The 17,979-nt window shown below is 29.6% G+C and carries 18 protein-coding genes; 8 read left to right on the top strand and 10 right to left on the bottom strand.

The window, feature by feature from the left end:
* Positions 1–9: 9 nt before the first annotated feature.
* The 3 genes from CARM_RS01295 to CARM_RS01285 are packed head-to-tail and all read right to left on the bottom strand — an operon-like array spanning position 10 to position 2,992.
* Positions 10–1,173: a trans-sulfuration enzyme family protein gene (locus tag CARM_RS01295; RefSeq protein ID WP_139424375.1), complete on the bottom strand. Its 1,164-nt coding sequence runs from the start codon at positions 1,171–1,173 to the stop codon at positions 10–12.
* A 13-nt stretch (positions 1,174–1,186) separates the two neighbouring features.
* On the bottom strand, positions 1,187–2,626 hold the full coding sequence (dcuC, locus tag CARM_RS01290; protein ID WP_139424373.1) for a C4-dicarboxylate transporter DcuC: 1,440 nt from the start codon (positions 2,624–2,626) through the stop codon (positions 1,187–1,189).
* A gap of 3 nt (positions 2,627–2,629) precedes the next feature.
* On the bottom strand, positions 2,630–2,992 hold the full coding sequence (locus CARM_RS01285) for a Rid family detoxifying hydrolase (protein ID WP_139424372.1): 363 nt from the start codon (positions 2,990–2,992) through the stop codon (positions 2,630–2,632).
* A gap of 166 nt (positions 2,993–3,158) precedes the next feature.
* Here CARM_RS01285 and CARM_RS01280 point away from each other — a divergent pair, with 166 nt between their 5' ends.
* Positions 3,159–3,827, top strand: a complete 669-nt coding sequence (locus CARM_RS01280) for a helix-turn-helix transcriptional regulator (protein ID WP_139424370.1) — start codon at positions 3,159–3,161, stop codon at positions 3,825–3,827.
* Here the strand turns inward: CARM_RS01280 and CARM_RS01275 are convergent.
* From CARM_RS01275 to CARM_RS01260, 4 genes are read right to left on the bottom strand one after another with little or no spacing between them, the layout of a single operon-like run.
* Positions 3,817–5,148: an anaerobic C4-dicarboxylate transporter family protein gene (locus CARM_RS01275; protein WP_139424368.1), complete on the bottom strand. Its 1,332-nt coding sequence runs from the start codon at positions 5,146–5,148 to the stop codon at positions 3,817–3,819. The genes CARM_RS01280 and CARM_RS01275 overlap by 11 nt on opposite strands.
* Entirely contained in the window at positions 5,148–6,551 is a 1,404-nt protein-coding gene (argH, locus tag CARM_RS01270; protein ID WP_139424366.1) for an argininosuccinate lyase, read from the bottom strand. Before argH ends, CARM_RS01275 begins: the two co-directional genes overlap by 1 nt.
* Positions 6,552–6,611: 60 nt before the next feature.
* Positions 6,612–7,082, bottom strand: a complete 471-nt coding sequence (locus tag CARM_RS01265; protein ID WP_139424364.1) for an ankyrin repeat domain-containing protein — start codon at positions 7,080–7,082, stop codon at positions 6,612–6,614.
* A gap of 51 nt (positions 7,083–7,133) precedes the next feature.
* The gene (locus tag CARM_RS01260) at positions 7,134–8,558 is read right to left on the bottom strand and encodes a catalase (RefSeq protein ID WP_139424362.1); all 1,425 of its coding nucleotides are present in this window, start codon (positions 8,556–8,558) and stop codon (positions 7,134–7,136) included.
* Positions 8,559–8,803: 245 nt separating this feature from the next.
* Here CARM_RS01260 and CARM_RS01255 point away from each other — a divergent pair, with 245 nt between their 5' ends.
* The 3 genes from CARM_RS01255 (at position 8,804) to acpS (ending at position 10,403) form a co-directional block, all read left to right on the top strand.
* Entirely contained in the window at positions 8,804–9,442 is a 639-nt protein-coding gene (locus tag CARM_RS01255; protein WP_139424360.1) for a helix-turn-helix transcriptional regulator, read from the top strand.
* A 65-nt stretch (positions 9,443–9,507) separates the two neighbouring features.
* Positions 9,508–10,053 (top strand): flagellar basal body-associated protein FliL, encoded by a 546-nt coding sequence (gene fliL, locus CARM_RS01250; protein WP_139424358.1) that lies wholly within the window; start codon positions 9,508–9,510, stop codon positions 10,051–10,053.
* Positions 10,053–10,403, top strand: a complete 351-nt coding sequence (gene acpS / locus CARM_RS01245; RefSeq protein ID WP_139424356.1) for a holo-ACP synthase — start codon at positions 10,053–10,055, stop codon at positions 10,401–10,403. Before fliL ends, acpS begins: the two co-directional genes overlap by 1 nt.
* Positions 10,404–10,423: 20 nt before the next feature.
* On the opposite strand, the gene fabG is transcribed toward acpS, so the two are convergent.
* Both fabG and gpmI read right to left on the bottom strand, forming a co-directional pair.
* Positions 10,424–11,167, bottom strand: a complete 744-nt coding sequence (gene fabG, locus CARM_RS01240) for a 3-oxoacyl-ACP reductase FabG (RefSeq protein WP_139424354.1) — start codon at positions 11,165–11,167, stop codon at positions 10,424–10,426.
* Positions 11,168–11,181: 14 nt separating this feature from the next.
* Positions 11,182–12,660 (bottom strand): 2,3-bisphosphoglycerate-independent phosphoglycerate mutase, encoded by a 1,479-nt coding sequence (gpmI, locus tag CARM_RS01235; RefSeq protein WP_139424352.1) that lies wholly within the window; start codon positions 12,658–12,660, stop codon positions 11,182–11,184.
* A gap of 45 nt (positions 12,661–12,705) precedes the next feature.
* Here gpmI and mraY point away from each other — a divergent pair, with 45 nt between their 5' ends.
* Positions 12,706–13,797, top strand: coding sequence for a phospho-N-acetylmuramoyl-pentapeptide-transferase (gene mraY, locus CARM_RS01230; RefSeq protein ID WP_412842179.1), 1,092 nt, complete (start codon positions 12,706–12,708; stop codon positions 13,795–13,797).
* Positions 13,797–14,996 (top strand): UDP-N-acetylmuramoyl-L-alanine--D-glutamate ligase, encoded by a 1,200-nt coding sequence (gene murD / locus CARM_RS01225; protein ID WP_139424349.1) that lies wholly within the window; start codon positions 13,797–13,799, stop codon positions 14,994–14,996. Before mraY ends, murD begins: the two co-directional genes overlap by 1 nt.
* On the opposite strand, the gene CARM_RS01220 is transcribed toward murD, so the two are convergent.
* Complete coding sequence (locus CARM_RS01220) at positions 14,988–15,854, bottom strand: LysR family transcriptional regulator (protein WP_139424347.1); 867 nt, start codon at positions 15,852–15,854, stop codon at positions 14,988–14,990. The two genes, murD and CARM_RS01220, sit on opposite strands and share 9 nt — an antisense overlap.
* A 100-nt stretch (positions 15,855–15,954) precedes the next feature.
* On the opposite strand from CARM_RS01220, the gene CARM_RS01215 reads away from it, so the two are divergent.
* Entirely contained in the window at positions 15,955–16,998 is a 1,044-nt protein-coding gene (locus CARM_RS01215) for a YeiH family protein (protein WP_139424345.1), read from the top strand.
* A gap of 215 nt (positions 16,999–17,213) precedes the next feature.
* The gene (locus CARM_RS01210; protein WP_139424344.1) at positions 17,214–17,816 is read left to right on the top strand and encodes a BspA family leucine-rich repeat surface protein; all 603 of its coding nucleotides are present in this window, start codon (positions 17,214–17,216) and stop codon (positions 17,814–17,816) included.
* Positions 17,817–17,979: the final 163 nt, after the last annotated feature.

The raw sequence follows: 17,979 nt of genomic DNA, 5'->3' as shown, positions 1-17,979 counted from the left end.
GCCTATCCTTTAAAAATTTATTTTTTCAAATGCTTGTTTTAAATCAGCAATCAAATCTTTACTATCTTCAAGACCTATGTGAAATCTCACAAAAGGACCTCTAGCACTCCAATCTGTTGCAGTTCTAGGTGGAGTAGTAACGGTAGCTAAACTCTCATATCCACCCCAGCTTGCACCGATTGAAAAATACTCTAAATCATCTACGAATTTAATAGCTTGTTCTTTAGAAATACCATCTGCAAATTCAATAGTTACCATACCATTAGCACCTTTGTGATCACGCATAAAGACTTCATGGTTTAGATGAGTTTTTAATTTTGGATAAAAGATGGTTTTAACTTCTTTTCTACTTTGCAAAAACTCTACTACCTCATCTGCACTTTTTTCATGAGCTTTCATTCTAACATCTAAAGTTCTCATACCACGAAGCACTAAATAACAATCATCTGGACTTGTAGTAAATCCTAAAGCTTCAGGTAATTTGTCAAAATTTTTCCATTCTTTTTCATTAATTACCACTATACCCATAGTAACATCTGAATGTCCACTTAAATATTTAGTCGCAGCAATCACTGAAATATCCACTCCAAGCTCAAGTGGATTTAAAAAATATCCACTTGAATAAGTATTATCAATAGCTACTGGGATATTGTGCTTATGTGCAATTTCACAAAGTTTTGGTAAATCTATGATTTCATAAAGTATAGAGCCTGGACTTTCACAAAGGATTAATTTTGTATTTGGTTTAATTTTTTCTTCCACATCACTTGCATCAGCTTTTAAAAAGTCAATTTCTACACCCATTTTTGCTAAAAATAAATCACAAATTGTTCTAACAGGTCCATAAATAGCATCGGTGATTAAAAAATGAGCATCTTTACTAGCATAATTTAAAAGCACCATAGCAAGTGCTGCAAGTCCTGTTGGGAAAAGTTGCGCTCTATAGCCCCCTTCAAGCTCACAAATTAGTTTTTCAAGCTCAAAATTTGTAGCTGTCCCTCTAGCACCATAACTCAAAACACGATCTGTTTTTCTTAGCTCGCGGTATTTTTGCCAAGTAGCATGATCTTTAAAAAGTATAGTTGATGCACGCATTAGAGTTGGATTGACTGATCTTACTTCAGCGTTTTGATCGCCTCTTCCTAGATGGATTAATTTAGTTTTGTTATTCATTTTTTGCTCCTTTTTATAAATAAACATAAGTCATGATCACATTTACAATAGCAGCTACAAGCATAGGAATAGCTGTTCTTTTTACAACTTGTAATGGACTTACTTTAGCCATAGCTGAAATTGCTAAAATAGCTGGTGCAATAGGTGAAACACATCTACCAAAACCTGTCATAATTTGAATAGGTGCTATCATAGCTATGGTTTCAACTCCAAAAGATTTTGCTATATTTGGGATAAGTGGTGCAAAAGAGAAAAATGCCGCATTTCCAGAACCCATTAAAAATGCACACACAGCAAGCAAAATAGATACTGCTATGATAATAGCAAGCACTCCAAAACCTGCATCTTTTGCAAAACCTATTAAAGTATCTACAAAACCAACTGATAAAAGTCCATTTGCAAAAACTTGACCACAAACAATCAAAGAAACTGTGATTACAAACAAATGTCCCATACCTTTGAAGAAAACCATAATAGAATTTAAAGTATCAATCAAACTTCTATAACGAATGATTTCAAAAATAATTGCTATAAAGGTTGAAATCATCATAGCAACTGGAACATTCATTTTAATGGCAGTAGATGAAGCTGCTTTAACTTCTTCCATAGTAGTAAATCCCATCAAAACCATAATACTATCTAAAACACTACTAAAACCTAAAATCAATACCAAAGGTATAATAGGCAATATTGCATAAATTTTAGGAGGTTTTTTCATCTCTTCTTTTTTGCCATCATGTTCTGATAATTCTTTTTCTATCTCATCACGATTAAAAACAAAATTTTCCTTTTTATCAAAATATTTAGCACAAAAATAAATTGCAATACCTACAGCTATAATAATTGGTATAGTTGTAGGCAACTGATAATGCACAAAATACACAGCTGGATCAATTTTGGCTTTTTCTGCAGCTAAAATTACATTCCCACTACCTGGACCATGGTCAATGTATTGACATATAGCAATAACTGAAAGTGCTGAAAGCTTAGAAACACCTGAACGCACCAAAATAGGATACATTGTAACCATAAGCAAAAGTGCTAAACCTGCATGTGATGGAATAAAAAGCACTAAAAATTGAACTACAAAATATGAAACCAATAATAAAATATATGGGGATTTTACTGCTTTTAAAGGTTTTTCAAATACTTTAAATAAAGCATAACTAGCACCCACATGATCCATATATGCAGAAAATCCTGCTATACACATCAAAGTTAGTCCAAGTCCTGCTAAAGTACTTGACATATTTGTATTAACCACTTGAAAAATATCAAAAAGACCTAAATGTAAAGATTTATTTTCACTAATTATAGGAGAAAGACCAAAAATTCCCGCTAAAGATAGTAACAATAAACCACTCAAAAGCAACGCCATATGAGCGTTGATTTTTTTATAAAGCATAAAAACTAATAATACTACAGAACATCCTGCAAAAAATAAACCCAACATGCTCTATCCTTTATGAGCAATAACCTCTATCTCCACTTTTGCCCCCTTAGGAAGATCTTTTACTGCAAAAGCACTTCTAGCAGGATATGGAGCTGCGAAAAATTCAGAATAAACCTCATTGAAAGCTAAAAAATCATCAATATTTGCTAAAAAGCAAGTGGTTTTAACTACATTATTAAAATAAAGATTATTTTCTTCTAATATAGCCTTGATATTTAACAATGATTGCCTTGTTTGCTCTTTTATATCTTCACTTTCAATATTGCCACTTTCAGGATTAATTGGAAGTTGTCCTGAAATAAACAATAAACCATTTGCTTCTCTATAAGCTGAATATGGTCCTATAGCTTTTGGATAATTTGCCATGATTTCTCCTTGTAATTTTAATTTTAATGTAATATAATATTATCATCATAATAATAAATTGTCAATATTTTTTATCATGATAATAATTTTTTTTATTATGATAAATACTAACAACTTTGATGAAATATTTTGTAAAATAACAAAAAACAACAAAAAGGTCTAGATCATGGATGAACAACAAAAAGAATTATTTATAAAATTAACTCAATTTTTAGGACAAGTACTTGGGAGTAATTATGAGATAGTGTTTCATGTAATTTCTGAAGAAGGTTCGTATATAGCAGCTATTGCAAATAATCACATAAGCGGTAGAACCATAAATTCTCCTTTGACTTCATTTGCAAGCGAACTTATACAAGAAAAAGAATATTTAAATAAAGATTTTTTATGTGATTATAAAGCAAAAGTAGGCAAATCTAAAATAGTTACAGGATCAACTTTTTTTATCAAAAACCAAAATAAAATTGTAGGAATTTTATGCATAAACCATGATACTACAGAAATTCGTAGTGCTATTAGCAAAATCATAGAACTTGAAAAAATCAACGATTTTAGTGACTTATTAAACATTCAAAACCAAAACAATGTAAATTTACATAATATGAGTAATATAGAAACACTTAGTCATTCTATAGAAGATATTTTAGCTGAAAATATAGATTTAAAATATTTAAATTCAGGATATAGTTTAAGCACTGAACAAAAAGATGAAATAATCAAAAATCTTCATTCAAAAGGAATATTTAATATAAAAGGAAGCATACCTATAGTAGCTAAATCTTTGAATATATCAGAACCTAGCGTTTATAGGTATTTACAAAAGCTTAAAAAATAATTTGCGAGATAAGATAACTAGCAATTGTCGCACTAATAATCAAAACAAAACCAGGTCTTAAATAGGAATGATTAATAACAAATTTTCCTATTTTTGTTGTCCCTGTTCTATCAAAAGATACACAAGCAATTTGATTTGCACCTGGCACTATAAAATCCCCACATACGCAAGGATAAAGCACAATAAGAATTTGAGGTGGAATTCCCAAACTTACCCCTAAAGGCATTAAAGCAGCTACAGTTGCTGAAGGAGAAAAAATCACCATAGAAAAGGCAAATAAAGCCACTCCAAATAAATACGGATAATCCTCTACAATATGCGATAAAGAATCACTAAATAAAGGTTTATAAGCTTCAAAAAATGTCCCCGTCATCCAAGCTATACCAAAAACTCCCACAACTCCTATAAGTCCTGATTTAAATACAGAAGCTTCGCCGAGCTTATTAGCAGAAACTTTAGCAAAAAGCATAATTAAACAAGCCGTTGCAAGCATAATCATTTGGATTAAATTTGGAGTAGAAAGTCTTTCTATATCACCATTTGCAAGCTCATAATGAGGTAATAAATTTGTAAAAGTTCCAAAGAAAATAATAGTTAAAATTCCCAAAGAAAAAATATATAAAGATCTTTTTGCCATAGGATCATGCTCGCTGTCTTTATTTTGCAATTCTTCGTTTAAAAAATGATACTCTCTTGCTTTTATCCTTCTTTGAAATTCCTCATCTTGCTCAAGTTCCTTACCTCTTTTATACACACTCAAACACGCAAAAAATACCCCTATAAAAAACGCTGGCAAACTTACCATTAGAATTTGCACTATCGTTGTACCGCTAAAAGCCAAAATAGCCACCATAGCAGCAGTAGCAGCACTCATAGGAGAAGCTACAACCCCTATACCTGCGGCTACAACCGAAACCGAAAGTGCTCTTTCTGGACGAATTTTAGCATCAGCTGCAACTTCTGCAATTACTGGATAAATAGAAAAAGCTACATAAGTAGTTCCACAAAATATTGTAAAAATAGAGCTAATCAAAGGTCCCATAAAAACAATAGCTTGAGGTTTTTTCTTTAGAATTTTTTCTGCTATTTTTACTAGCAAATCAAGTCCACCTGCACTTTGTAAAACACTCACACAAGTAATCACAGCAAGTATAATAAACACAACACTCACAGGAAGTGAAGCTGGTTGCATACCAAAGACTAAAACCAAAATACACATACCAAGCCCACCTGCAACCCCAAGTCCTATACCACCATATCTACCACCTATGGCTATCATAGAAAAAATAATGAAAAATTCTAATATAAAAATAATATCCATTAATCTTGTGCCTTATATTGTTCCAAAAGCTCTTTTGCGTGTTTAATTTGCTCTAGAACCACCCTAGTTCCTGTACCACCATAAGAAAGCCTTGCATCAACACAAGTTTCTAAGGCAATTGCTTGATAAATATCTTCTTGAATATTTTTATTAAACTGATGAAATTCCTCCATGCTAAGCTCTTCAAGCATTTTTCCATGTTTAATGCAATAATTCACAGCCAAACCTACTATACTATGAGCTTCTCTAAATGGTATATTTTTTCTCACTAGATAATCAGCCATATCTGTGGCATTTGAAAAACCTTTTGCAGCTGCAGCTCTAGTTTTTTCAGCATTTACTTGCATTTTTTCTATCATAGGGGTTATTATTTTTAAACTAGCCATTAAAGTATCCATAGAGTCATAAACTTGAGCTTTATCTTCACTCATATCAGTATTATAAGCAAGTGGAATACCTTTCATAATTGTAAGCATAGCCATAACATTACCATACATTCTACCTGTTTTGCCACGCATTTTTTCAGCAACATCGGGATTTTTCTTTTGAGGCATTATGCTTGAGCCTGTGCAAAAATCATCGCTTAATTCTATAAATTTAAAATCTTGACTTGAAAAAAGTACAAGCTCTTCACAAAAACGACTAAGATGCATAAAGCACATTGCTGCTACAGAAGTAAATTCAATCATATGATCTCTATCGCTAACACTATCAATACTATTTTCCGTTGGTTTAGTAAAACCTAATTCTTTGGCACAAAAATGTCTGTCTATATCAAATGTAGTTCCACCAAGAGCAGCTGCTCCTAAAGGACACTCATCCATTCTTTTATGCAAATCTTCAAAACGAGAATAATCCCTACTTAACATCCAAAAATACGCCATAATCCAATGTGAAAATAAAATAGGTTGGCCTGTTTGTAAATGTGTATAACCTGGCATAATAGCTTTGATATTTTTCTGAGCCTGATGAATAATTTCTTCTTGCAAAGCAATGATTTGGCTTAAAATTTCTTTAATAACAGCCCTCATATGCATTTTTGAATCAAGCGTAGTTTGATCATTTCTACTTCTTGCGGTATGTAGTTTTCCACCCAATGGACCTACAATTTGTGTCATTCTTTTTTCTACAGCCATATGAATATCTTCATCAGCTATATCAAAAACAAAAGTTCCATTTTGAATTTCTTCTCTAACTTGTTCTAAACCCTTGATAATAGTTTTTGCTTCATCCTCTTTTATGATGCCTTGTTTTGCAAGCATAGTGCAGTGGATTATACTTCCTTGTATATCAAAAGGAGCAAGTCTAGGTTCAACTAACAATGAAGCAGTGTATTCTTCAACTAATTTATTTGTGGGCAAATCAAAACGCCCACCCCATAATTTCTCTGCTTTTTGCGACATATTTATCCTTTTATTTGCAAATCAAAGGATAATTTTATAATTTTTATTTTTTCAAAGAGTTTAACTTTTATTTCTTTTGAAAATTTTTAATACACCAAAAGCTATTTTTTTAAAAAAACTTTTTTTAGAGTGCTTTGTTAAAAACTCTACTATATCACTATGCCCAAACATTAGTGCAAAAGTAAAAGGCGTCATACCAAGACCATTATTTTCATCTATATTTGCTCCATATTCAACCAAAAGCTTACACATAGGTAGATACCCTTTAAAACACACCCCAGCTAATGGGGTTTGTCCTTTATCATTTTTCTCATCTACACTAGCATTATTTTCTAGTAAAAACTTAGCACATTCATAAGCGTTATGATAACTTGCAAGCATTAAAAGACTATCACCTTTATGATTTTTTAAATTTACACTCAAACCTGCTTCTATCATGATCTTTAAATTTTGTAAATCATTTTTTCTTGCAAAATCAAAAGCCATAGTACAAAGTTCTTGAATTCTTTTTTCTTCTTCATCACTAAACATATTTTTCCTTTATAATCTTTAGTTTGCCACTTTAAAAGTGGCAAGTAAAAATTACATTTTTAAAGCTTTTTTAACACCATTTGCATATTCACTTGAAATTTTTTCAAAATGACTTAATGCTCTTTGTATGATTTTTTCTTCAACTCCATTCATAGAAGCTGCTATATTTTTAAATAACTGCTCTTTTTGATTTTTATTCATTATGTTAAACAAGGCTCTTGGCTGGGTGTAAAAATCATCATCAAGTGGAATATATCTTTGTGCGCTACCTTCAAGAGTTAAATCAGGCTCAAGATAGCTTTTATCTTCTTTTGGACTATCATCATAACTATTTGGTTCATAATAAGCTGAACCATTTTTATAAGTATCAAAATTCATAGCTCCTGCTACATTATAAGTATTTACTTCGCTTTTTGCACGATTAACTGGCAATAAATGATAATTTGTCCCTATACGATATCTTTGTGCATCAGGATAAGAAAAGATTCTAGCTTGTAGCATTTTATCAGGACTAAAACCAATACCAGGAACGATATTGCTTGGGCTAAATGCAGCTTGTTCTACTTCATTAAAGTAATTTTTCACATTTTTATTTAGTACCAATTCTCCTACTTCAATTAAAGGCACAATGCTATGAGGCCAAACTTTAGTTAAATCAAAAGGATTAAAACCTAGTTTTTCTGCTTCATCTTCTTTTAAAACTTGAATTTGGAAAGTCCATTTTGGAAAATCTCCTTTTTCTATAGCTTCATATAAATCTCTTTGATGACTTTCTCTATCATTAGCTATTAAATTTGCAGCTTCTTCATTAGTTAAATTTTTAATGCCTTGCCTTGTTTTAAAATGAAACTTCACCCAAAATCTTTCGTTTTTATCATTAATCAAACTATAAGTATGACTTCCAAAACCATGCATATGGCGATAACTTGCAGGAATTCCTCTATCACTCATTAAAATGGTTACTTGATGTAAGCTTTCAGGGCATAAAGTCCAAAAGTCCCATGCAGCATTATTACTTCTTAAATTATTTCTTGGATCTCTTTTTTGAGTGTGAATAAAATCAGGAAACTTATATGCATCTCTTATAAAAAATGTTGGGGTATTATTACCTACCAAATCCCAATTTCCTTCTTTGGTATAAAATTTAATTGCAAAACCACGCACATCTCTTTCTGCATCAGCTGCACCCATTTCACCTGCAACGGTTGAAAATCTTATAAATAAGGGTGTATTTTCTCCAAGCTGTAAAACTTTTGCTTTAGTGTATTGAGAAATATCTTTAGTAATTTTAAGCTCTCCATAAGCACCACTTCCTTTTGCATGCACTGCTCTTTCTGGAATTCTTTCTCTATTTTGATGAGCAAGTTTTTCAAGTAAAATATAATCTTGCATTAAAAGCGGTCCTTTAGCACCTGCACTTAATGAATTTTGATTATCCACAACTATATTACCAAAATCGTTAGTTAATTTCTTCATTGTTTATCTCCTTATATAAATAATAATTTTTATTATTTAATAAATTATATCTATAAAAAATTAAAATAAAATTAATTAATAAATTTTATTATTTAAAGGCATAAAAATTATTATTTTTTCAAATATAATATTTTTTTAAGCATAAATATTTTCTTTTTGTAATAAAATTGTTAAAAATAAGATTATTTATTCTTATTTAAAAATTTACTACAACATTCTAATAACAAAAAAAAGGAGGGGGATTCATGGACAAAGAAACACGCACATATTACATTAAATTGGTAAAATTTCTAGCTGAGGCTTTAGGGAGAAATTACGAAATAGTTTTACATGATGTAAGTGAAGATGGAACTAATATAGCAGAAATTGCTAATAATCATATTAGCAAAAGAACCATAAATTCACCTCTTAGTGGTTTTGCAATAGAAATGATTAAAAATAAAATCTATTTAGAGCGTGATTATATAACACATTATAAAACCTCTGCTAAAAACTCACAAATAATGTCAGGTTCTACTTTTTTTATCAAAAAAGATGAAAAGCTTGAAGGCCTACTTTGTATTAATCACGATACTTCAGCTTTTAAAAAGATTTCTGATGAAATTCTAAGTCTTGGAAATATATATGATAATACTTATGAGCTTACCGAGCAAGACAACAAAGAATATATAAAATTTGATTTAGAAGAAATAGTAGAAGATATTATCGGTACAAGCATAGATAATTTTAAAAATAAAAATTTAAAACCAAAAGAAAAACAAAAAATGATAGCAGACTTATACAAAAAAGGTATTTTTAATGTAAAAGGTGTCATCCCTAAAGTTGCTGAACTTTTAAATATTTCAGAACCTAGTGTTTATAGACATTTACAAAAGATTAAATAATAAAGGTTTTTAAAAAAAATAATTTTTGATACAATTACATTAAATTTCAATAAAAAAGGAAAAATATGGCTGATGAAGCATTAGATGAACAAACAGAATCAAAGAAAAAAGGTGGCAATACTTTAGTAATTATAATAGTAGTATTTTTATTTGTATTTTTACTTGTTATTGTAGGAGCAATTGCTTATTTAATGTTTAGCGGAAATTCTGAAGAAAATCCAGCTCCACAAGCTGAAGAAAATGCACAAGTTGCCCAAACTCCTAAAAAAACAAATGCCGTATCAACCAGAGGGAGTGATTATACAAATATTGGTATTATGTATCCTTTAGCACCTTTTACATTAAATTTGCTTAGTGATGGTGGATCAAGATATGTAAAATGCACGATACAGCTTGAACAAAATGTTGAAACTTTAACTCCTGAGCTTGATAAAAAAGTTGCTATTATTAGAGATATTATCATTAGAACGCTTACCTCAAAAACTTTTGAAGAAGTAAGCACAACCAAAGGTAAAGAAAGATTAAAAGATGAATTAACTGGTAAAATCAATGAGGTTTTAACCGATGGTTTTATCAAAAATATTTATTTTACTGACTTTGTTGTTTCTTAATGATTGGATGTGATATAGTCGTATGCTCTCGCATAGAAAAAATTTACAAAAGACACAAAACGCTTTTCTTGGATAAATTTTTATCCAAGCAAGAGCAAACTTATATTAAAAACACCAATACTTTAGCAGGATTTTGGGCTATAAAAGAAGCAGCTTCTAAAGCTTTAGGAGTAGGAATTTCAAAAGAATGTTCATTTTTTGACATCATTATTTTTAAAGATAAAAAAAATGCCCCTCATATTAAATTTTCTACAAAAGTTATGAAAGAATTTAATATAAAATCAACAAGCGTAAGTATAGCTCATGATGGTGGATTTGCTATAGCTGTAGTTGCTATAGAAAAAAATTAAGCAAGGAATAACCTTGCTTTTTACATATAAAGACCACCATTTACTTTTAAAATTTCACCAGTAATATAAGAAGAATGATCACTTAATAAAAACGCCACAGATTGAGCTACTTCACTAGCATCTGCAAAGCGTTTTAAAGGGATATTATTAATATAATTTTGTTTTATTTCATCACTTAAAACTTCAGTCATATCGCTTTTTATAAAGCCTGGAGTAATACAATTATATCTTATATTTCTAGCAGCACCTTCTTTTGCAAAAGACTTTGTTAAAGCTATCATACCACCTTTACTAGCACTATAATTAGTTTGGCCTGCATTACCCATTTCTCCAACTATAGAAGCGATATTTACAACTGCTCCAAAACGCTTTTTACTCATCGTCTTTAATGCTTCTCTGCAACCTAAAAAGCTTGAATTTAAATTAGCATTGATTACATTTGAAAAATCTTGCATACTCATTCTAAGTGCTAATTTATCATTTGTAATACCTGCATTATTAACCAAATAACTAAGCTCACCATCACTTTCAACAATAGTAGCTATAGCACTTACAAATTCTTCTTCAACACTTGCATCAAATTTAATCACCGCTGCAATGCCACCATTTTTTTCTATTTCTTCTTTCAAAGCATCGGCAAGTTCAGGTTTGCTTCTATAATTAATCCAAACTTTTAAACCATAACTTGCTAATTCTTTAGCTATTGCAGCACCTATACCTTTACTTGCACCTGTTATTAAAACATTTTTTCCACTAAATTTCATTGTTCTCCTTTGAATTAAAATAAAGCCTCATCCATTTCTTTTGGGATGGGCAAATTTAAAATTTTAAGCACACTTGGTGCTATATTACTAAGCCCCATATCTTCTTTGAGCTTATTCACTCCTTTAGCCTCTACAAAAGCAAAAACATCAAAGATAGTGTGATTAGTAAGTATATTTTCATTTTCATCCCTCATCGCTTCGCAATTTCCATGATCTGAAGTGATAATAAAAGCATATCCATACTCTCTTGCTTTAGTTATAACCCTACCCAAACACTCATCCACACATTCTACTGCACTTATAGCTGCATTAAAATCACCCGTATGTCCTACCATATCACCATTTGCAAAATTTACTACGATAAAATCCATACCATTTTCTATACCCTTAAGTACCTCATCTGTAACTTCTTTAGCACTCATTTGAGGTTTTTCATCATATGTTTTTACTTTAGGGCTTGGAATTAAAACTCTAGTTTCATTGTATTCTAACTCTTCTTTTCCTCCATTAAAGAAAAAGGTTACATGAGCATATTTTTCAGTTTCAGCTGTGTGAAGTTGAGTTAAATTTGCATTAGCTATTACAGAAGCTAGAGTATTGTTTAACTCTTCTTTTTCAAACATCACAGGCAACTTAAAACTCTCATCATATAAGCTCATGGTGATAGCATTTTCCACAAGCACTTCTTTTAAAAATTCATTAAAACTTTTTTGGGTTAAAGAAGCAACCAATTGACGCATTCTATCGTTTCTAAAATTGATAAAAATCACACCATCTTCAGCCTTAATCCCATCAAAAGTTTGACTAATAACTGGGGTTAAAAATTCATCTGTGATATTTTCATCATAGTTTTTTTGTATAAATTGCACAAAATCATCACATCTTGGCGCTTTGGCAAATAAAGCATCATAATAAAGTTTTATTCTATCATAACGCTTATCTCTATCCATGGCATAAAATCTTCCTGATAAAGAAGCAAAATCAACCCTTTCTTTTTCGCAAAATTCTTGTAAAGATTTTATAAATTCTAAACCTGAATTTGGCGGACAATCCCTACCATCGCTAATTGCGTGTGCAAATACTTCTTTATTTTCTTGTTTGCAAATTTTTAAAAGTTCATTAAAATGCGTATGCATAGAATGCACGCCACCATCACTATAAAGCCCTATGATATGCACTCTTTTACATTTTTGTAATAATTCTTTTAAAGCCTTATTATCTTTTAAAGTATCATTTTCTATAGCTTTATTTATCTTAACCAAATTTTGATAAATTATACGGCCACTTCCTATACACATATGCCCTACTTCGCTATTGCCCATTTGTCCTTCAGGCAAGCCAACTGCTAAGCCACTTGTTTTTATCAAAACATTAGGAGTATTTTTAAAAAGCTTGTCATAAGTTGGTTTTTTAGCATGAAAAAAAGCATTATAGTTTGAATTTATATTATGTCCTATACCATCTGTGATTATCAAAATACATTTTTGACTCATTTTTACTCTTTTTTATAATTTATTTAATATGATTTTACTAAAATTATGCTTTTAAAAAACAAATACAAGGTTAAAATTTTGCTTTATCTTACAGAATATACAAATTATATGTTTTTTTCTTATATTAGCGTGCGTGCTGGTTTTGCATTTTTCATTGCTTTATTTTTGAGTTTATATTTAATGCCAAAATTTATTAAATGGGCTCAAAATAAAAAAGCAAACCAACCTATTTATGAATACGCTCCACAATCACATAAGGCTAAATCTCATACCCCTACTATGGGCGGACTTGTTTTTATCTTTGCCACCATCATAGCTAGTGTTTTCAGTGCTGATTTAAACAATAGCTTTGTTATTGTTGGATTATTATGCTTAGTGTTATTTTGTACTATAGGTTTAGTAGATGATTTGGGTAAAATTTTAAAAAAAGACAATCATGCGGGTCTTAGTCCAAAAATGAAACTTTTAGGGCAATTTAGCGCTGCTTTTATATGTGTTTTATTACTATATTTTTTTAATATAAATACTGAATTTTATCTACCATTTTATAAGTATGCTATTTTTGATGGCAGTGTATTTATGCTATTTTTATGGGTTTTAGTTATTATCTCAAGTTCTAATGCTGTAAATTTAACCGATGGACTTGATGGTCTTGCAACCGTGCCTTCTATATTTTCCCTCTTAAGCCTTGGAGCTTTTTTATATTTATGTGGAAATGCTATTTATAGCTCTTATTTATTTTTACCTAAAGTTCAAGGTCTAGGAGAACTTGTTGTATTAACATCAGCATTAATTGGCGCTTTAATGGGCTTTTTATGGTATAACTGCTATCCTGCACAAGTTTTTATGGGAGATAGTGGAAGTTTAAGCATAGGTGCATTTATAGGCTATCTTGGCATAGTAAGTAAAAATGAAATTTTACTTTTACTCATAGGCTTTGTATTTGTTTTAGAAACCATTTCAGTGATCTTGCAAGTAGGAAGTTTTAAAATTTTTAACAAAAGAGTTTTTAAAATGGCGCCGATTCACCATCATTTTGAAAAAATAGGTTGGGTAGAAAATAAAATCATTGTGCGTTTTTGGATGATAGCCTTACTTGCTAATATCATAGCATTAATTAGTATAAAGTTAAGATAATGAAAATTTCACTTTTTGGATACGGAAAAACAACCAAAGCTTTTGCACAGCGTTTTGGAAATTGCGATATTTATGATGATCATTTTACAAGCATTAGTAAAGATGAATTTGGAAATACTCTTTTACCACCTTGTGAATTTGATCCTTTAAAGAGTGATTTAGAAATACCAAGTCCTGGTTTTCCTAATGATCATTTTCTTGTACAACAAGCAAAAAATTTAAGTAGCGAGTATGATTTTTTTTATGATGGTATGCCAAAAAGTGTTTGGATAAGTGGTACAAATGGCAAAACTACCACTACCCAAATGTCGCACCATCTCTTAAAACATATCAATGCACAAATGGGGGCAAATATAGGAATCCCTTTAGCACAAATGGATACTAATGCAAAATTATGGATTTTAGAAAGTTCCTCGTTTTCGCTTTTTTACACCAAAATAGCCAAACCTGAAATTTACGCACTTTTACCTATTACGCCAGATCATCTTTCTTGGCATAAGATTTTTAAAGCTTACGAGCAAGCAAAACTTAGCGTGCTTGATAGAATGAATGAAAATGATGTTGTAATTTTGCCCAAAAAATACGAAAATTATCCAACTCATGCCTATGTTGTAAGCTATGAAGATGAGCAAGATTTAGCTAAAAAAATGCAAATTGATATTGAAAAAATTAACTTCAAAACTCCTTTTTTACTAGATGCAATAATAGCACTAAGTATAGAAAAAATCATACTTGATCGTTGTTCGTATGAACTTTTAAATGAGTTTAAAATAGAAAAAAATAAACTTGAAGAGATATTTGATTGCAAAAATAGACTTTGGGTAAATGACACCAAAGCAACAAATCTTGATGCTACTTTAGCAGCACTAAAACGCTACAAAGATAAAAAAATTCATCTTATCATAGGAGGAGATGATAAAGGGGTTGATTTAAGTACTTTATTTTCTTTTATGAAAAATCTTAACATAGAGCTTTATGCCATAGGTAAAAGCACAAACAAAATGATAGATTATGCTAAAAATGCAAACTTAAAAGTACATTTTTGTGAATTTTTACCTAATGCAGTTGAAAAAATCAATCAAAACCTAGCTAATAATGAAGTGGCTTTGCTAAGTCCTGCTTGTGCGAGCTTAGATCAATTTAAGTCCTACGAAGAAAGAGGTAATGTTTTTAAAGAATGCATTAAAAAGTTATTCTAAAATATCTTTTTGTATTTGTTTTAATAAAAATTGACAAAAATTTAAAAAATTTTCATTAAGCTCTTTGTTTTTATGATAAATTATAAAAAGCTCCCTTGAAATTTTAAAATTTTTTAATCTCACTTGAAATAATTTTTTATTTTCCAATTCTTCCTTGACACTAAATTTAGGCAATACTGCTAAAAAATTTCCTTTTTTTACTAATTCCTTAATCATAGCGGTAGAATTTAGCTCATATATTAAATTTAATGTCACATTTTTTGGTAAGGCACTTAAAAAAACTTCTTTAGCTCCAGAACCTTTTTCTCTACTTAACCATTGATAATTTTTCAATTCATCAATAAAACATTCATTTTTAAATTCATTACGACTAACTACTATAAGCTCATCATTACAAATTTTGATTTTTTCTAAATCTTTATCTTTACAAATTCCTTCAATAATACCCAAATCAATCTCTTTTTCTAAAACACTTTTTATAATATTTTTACTATTATCCAAAGATAATTCTAATTTAATCTTATCATTTTTATGATTTAAAACATTTGCCATTAAAAAAGTTCCTATATTTTGGCTCACTTTTATATTCAACTCGTAATTCTCATCATTTTGCATCATTTTTTCAATGCGCTCAAATTCTAAAATTAAAGGTGTGATTTGTTTTAAAAAAACCTTTCCTTTTTCATTTAAGCTTAAAAATTTAGCATTTCTATCAAAAAGCTTGGTGTTTAAACTTTTTTCAAGTTCAAAAATAGCTAAAGACAAAGCAGATTGAGTTATATTTAATTCTTTGGCACAAGCTCTTAAATTCAAATTTTTACTTAAAGCTTGAAAATATTTAATTTGTTTAAAAGTCATTATTTCCCTTGATAAATATTTTTAATCATTATAACAAATAAAATTAATTTTTCTTATCATAAAAAAATAGCTAAAATTATAAAAAAACAAAAGGATAAATATGCATACTAGACATAAAAAAATATACAAAGGTCGTAAATTTGAAGGGTTTTTATTATTATTTGTTTTAGCATTTTGTGCTTATGCCATTTCACAGCTTAACTTCTTTAAAAATATAGGGATTTCTGCGTTGATTATAGCAGTATGTCTTGGAGCTTTAATAGGAAATTTTGCACACCAAAATGCAAATTTACTAAAAAAAACAGGTGTTTTGGGTATTGCCACTAAAGAAATTTTAAGGCTTGGTATTATTCTTTATGGTTTTAGAATTACATTTAATGATATTCAAAAAGCAGGTTTAGAAGGCATAACTTTAGCTTTTATCATAGTATTTTCTACATTTTTTATAGGACTTATCCTAGGAAAATTATTCAAACTTGATTTAAAAGAGAGTATTTTAATTAGTAGTGGTTCAAGTATATGTGGGGCTGCTGCTGTAATGGCAAGTGAAAGCATAGTAAAGGGTGGATCCTCAAGAGTTGGAGTAGCAATTTGCACCGTTGTAGTTTTTGGAACCTTGGGAATGTTTTTATATCCTTTAGCTTGGAATCTTGGCTGGTTTGATTTTTTTAATACCGAACAAATGGGATATTTTATGGGAGCTACTTTACACGAAGTTGCACACGCAGTTGCAGCTGGTGAAGCTATCAAAGCAGGCGATGGTGCTGTGATTGAAAAGATGATTAGAGTTTTAATGCTAGTTCCTTTTTTAATATTTTTAGCGTTTTATTCTTTGAAATTTTTAAACAAAGGAAAAGAAAAAATATCTATTAAAAACAATATTCCTTACTTTGCTCTATTATTTTTAGTTGCAAGTGTTATTAGCTCTTTAGATATATTAAACACACCTTTTGCTATAAAACATATTAAATCAAATATTGAAACTATAGACACTTTATTGCTTTCTATATCTATGGTAGCACTTGGTGTTAATATTCATAAAGATGTTATAAAAAATGCAGGATTAAAACCTTTCTTAATGGCATTTATACTTTTTATATGGCTTATAGCTTCTGGGATTTTTCTTATCAATATTTTGATGTAACTATCCTAGTTTAAAAACTAGGATAAATATTAATATTCATTTATATAATTTTTCTTATTTTAAACTAAATATTTTATTTTTATTCTTATATTTTTTACTTTATGTTACTAAATGATACAATAAATTATATTTTATTAATTTTATATTTATTTTTTTATATTTTATATTTAAATAATATTATAATTACAATGAAAATATTAATAAAAGGAGCTAACATGTTTACGCCAAAATCAAAATATGAATTAGTTGCCCTTGTAAGAGAAGAGCTTATAGCTTTGAGCGAAATTGATGTAAGTTTAATTACTGATATGTCTTATTTGTTCTATTACTCCACTAGAACTGATTTTTCTGGTATAGAACAATGGAATGTATCAAATGTTAAAGATATGTCTTATATGTTTTATTGTTGCAAAAATTTTAATAGCGACATTTCAAAATGGAATGTTAAAAATGTTGAAAATATGGAAGGAATGTTTTTTGATTGTGAAGCATTTAATCAAGATTTATCTTCTTGGAATATGTCTAATGTAAAAGATACAAAATATATGCTTTGTAATTGTATTAAATTTAACCATAAGGTTGAAAATTGGGATGTGCATAATGCCATTACAATGGCACATATGTTTGAAAATTGCAAACAATTTAATCAAGATTTATCAAGATGGGATGTGCATAATGCAAAAACGATGGCATTTTTACTTCATAATTGCACCAATTTTCATCATGATGTTAAAAAATTAGATATTGACAAAAATTGCAATATCCAAAAAATGTTAGGCCATGAAGAAATTCAAAACAAATACGCCTTAAAATATTAATCATAGGTAAGCTACTTGGCTTACCTATTTGATTATCCAAAACACTATAATATAATCTGATAACTTGCTCTAAAATCCTTAGAAAATATTATAAATATTCTTAGCAAAAAACCAATTAATATTACATCACCAAAAAACCTATCATTAGTATAGTAACTTCACT

This window comes from Campylobacter armoricus (assembly GCF_013372105.1).
Taxonomy (GTDB): domain Bacteria; phylum Campylobacterota; class Campylobacteria; order Campylobacterales; family Campylobacteraceae; genus Campylobacter_D; species Campylobacter_D armoricus.
Note: the sequence above shows the minus strand (reverse complement) of the source record. Positions and strands in the feature narration are given on the sequence as shown.

What these genes read in the sequence shown, in the direction of transcription:
- CARM_RS01295 (WP_139424375.1), bottom strand. Translation starts at nt 1,173, where the DNA reads ATGAATAACAAAACTAAATTAATCCATCTAGGAAGAGGCGATCAAAAC.
- dcuC (WP_139424373.1), bottom strand. Translation starts at nt 2,626, where the DNA reads ATGTTGGGTTTATTTTTTGCAGGATGTTCTGTAGTATTATTAGTTTTT.
- CARM_RS01285 (WP_139424372.1), bottom strand. Translation starts at nt 2,992, where the DNA reads ATGGCAAATTATCCAAAAGCTATAGGACCATATTCAGCTTATAGAGAA.
- CARM_RS01280 (WP_139424370.1), top strand. Translation starts at nt 3,159, where the DNA reads ATGGATGAACAACAAAAAGAATTATTTATAAAATTAACTCAATTTTTA.
- CARM_RS01275 (WP_139424368.1), bottom strand. Translation starts at nt 5,148, where the DNA reads ATGGATATTATTTTTATATTAGAATTTTTCATTATTTTTTCTATGATA.
- argH (WP_139424366.1), bottom strand. Translation starts at nt 6,551, where the DNA reads ATGTCGCAAAAAGCAGAGAAATTATGGGGTGGGCGTTTTGATTTGCCC.
- CARM_RS01265 (WP_139424364.1), bottom strand. Translation starts at nt 7,082, where the DNA reads ATGTTTAGTGATGAAGAAGAAAAAAGAATTCAAGAACTTTGTACTATG.
- CARM_RS01260 (WP_139424362.1), bottom strand. Translation starts at nt 8,558, where the DNA reads ATGAAGAAATTAACTAACGATTTTGGTAATATAGTTGTGGATAATCAA.
- CARM_RS01255 (WP_139424360.1), top strand. Translation starts at nt 8,804, where the DNA reads ATGGACAAAGAAACACGCACATATTACATTAAATTGGTAAAATTTCTA.
- fliL (WP_139424358.1), top strand. Translation starts at nt 9,508, where the DNA reads ATGGCTGATGAAGCATTAGATGAACAAACAGAATCAAAGAAAAAAGGT.
- acpS (WP_139424356.1), top strand. Translation starts at nt 10,053, where the DNA reads ATGATTGGATGTGATATAGTCGTATGCTCTCGCATAGAAAAAATTTAC.
- fabG (WP_139424354.1), bottom strand. Translation starts at nt 11,167, where the DNA reads ATGAAATTTAGTGGAAAAAATGTTTTAATAACAGGTGCAAGTAAAGGT.
- gpmI (WP_139424352.1), bottom strand. Translation starts at nt 12,660, where the DNA reads ATGAGTCAAAAATGTATTTTGATAATCACAGATGGTATAGGACATAAT.
- mraY (WP_412842179.1), top strand. Translation starts at nt 12,706, where the DNA reads ATGCTTTTAAAAAACAAATACAAGGTTAAAATTTTGCTTTATCTTACA.
- murD (WP_139424349.1), top strand. Translation starts at nt 13,797, where the DNA reads ATGAAAATTTCACTTTTTGGATACGGAAAAACAACCAAAGCTTTTGCA.
- CARM_RS01220 (WP_139424347.1), bottom strand. Translation starts at nt 15,854, where the DNA reads ATGACTTTTAAACAAATTAAATATTTTCAAGCTTTAAGTAAAAATTTG.
- CARM_RS01215 (WP_139424345.1), top strand. Translation starts at nt 15,955, where the DNA reads ATGCATACTAGACATAAAAAAATATACAAAGGTCGTAAATTTGAAGGG.
- CARM_RS01210 (WP_139424344.1), top strand. Translation starts at nt 17,214, where the DNA reads ATGTTTACGCCAAAATCAAAATATGAATTAGTTGCCCTTGTAAGAGAA.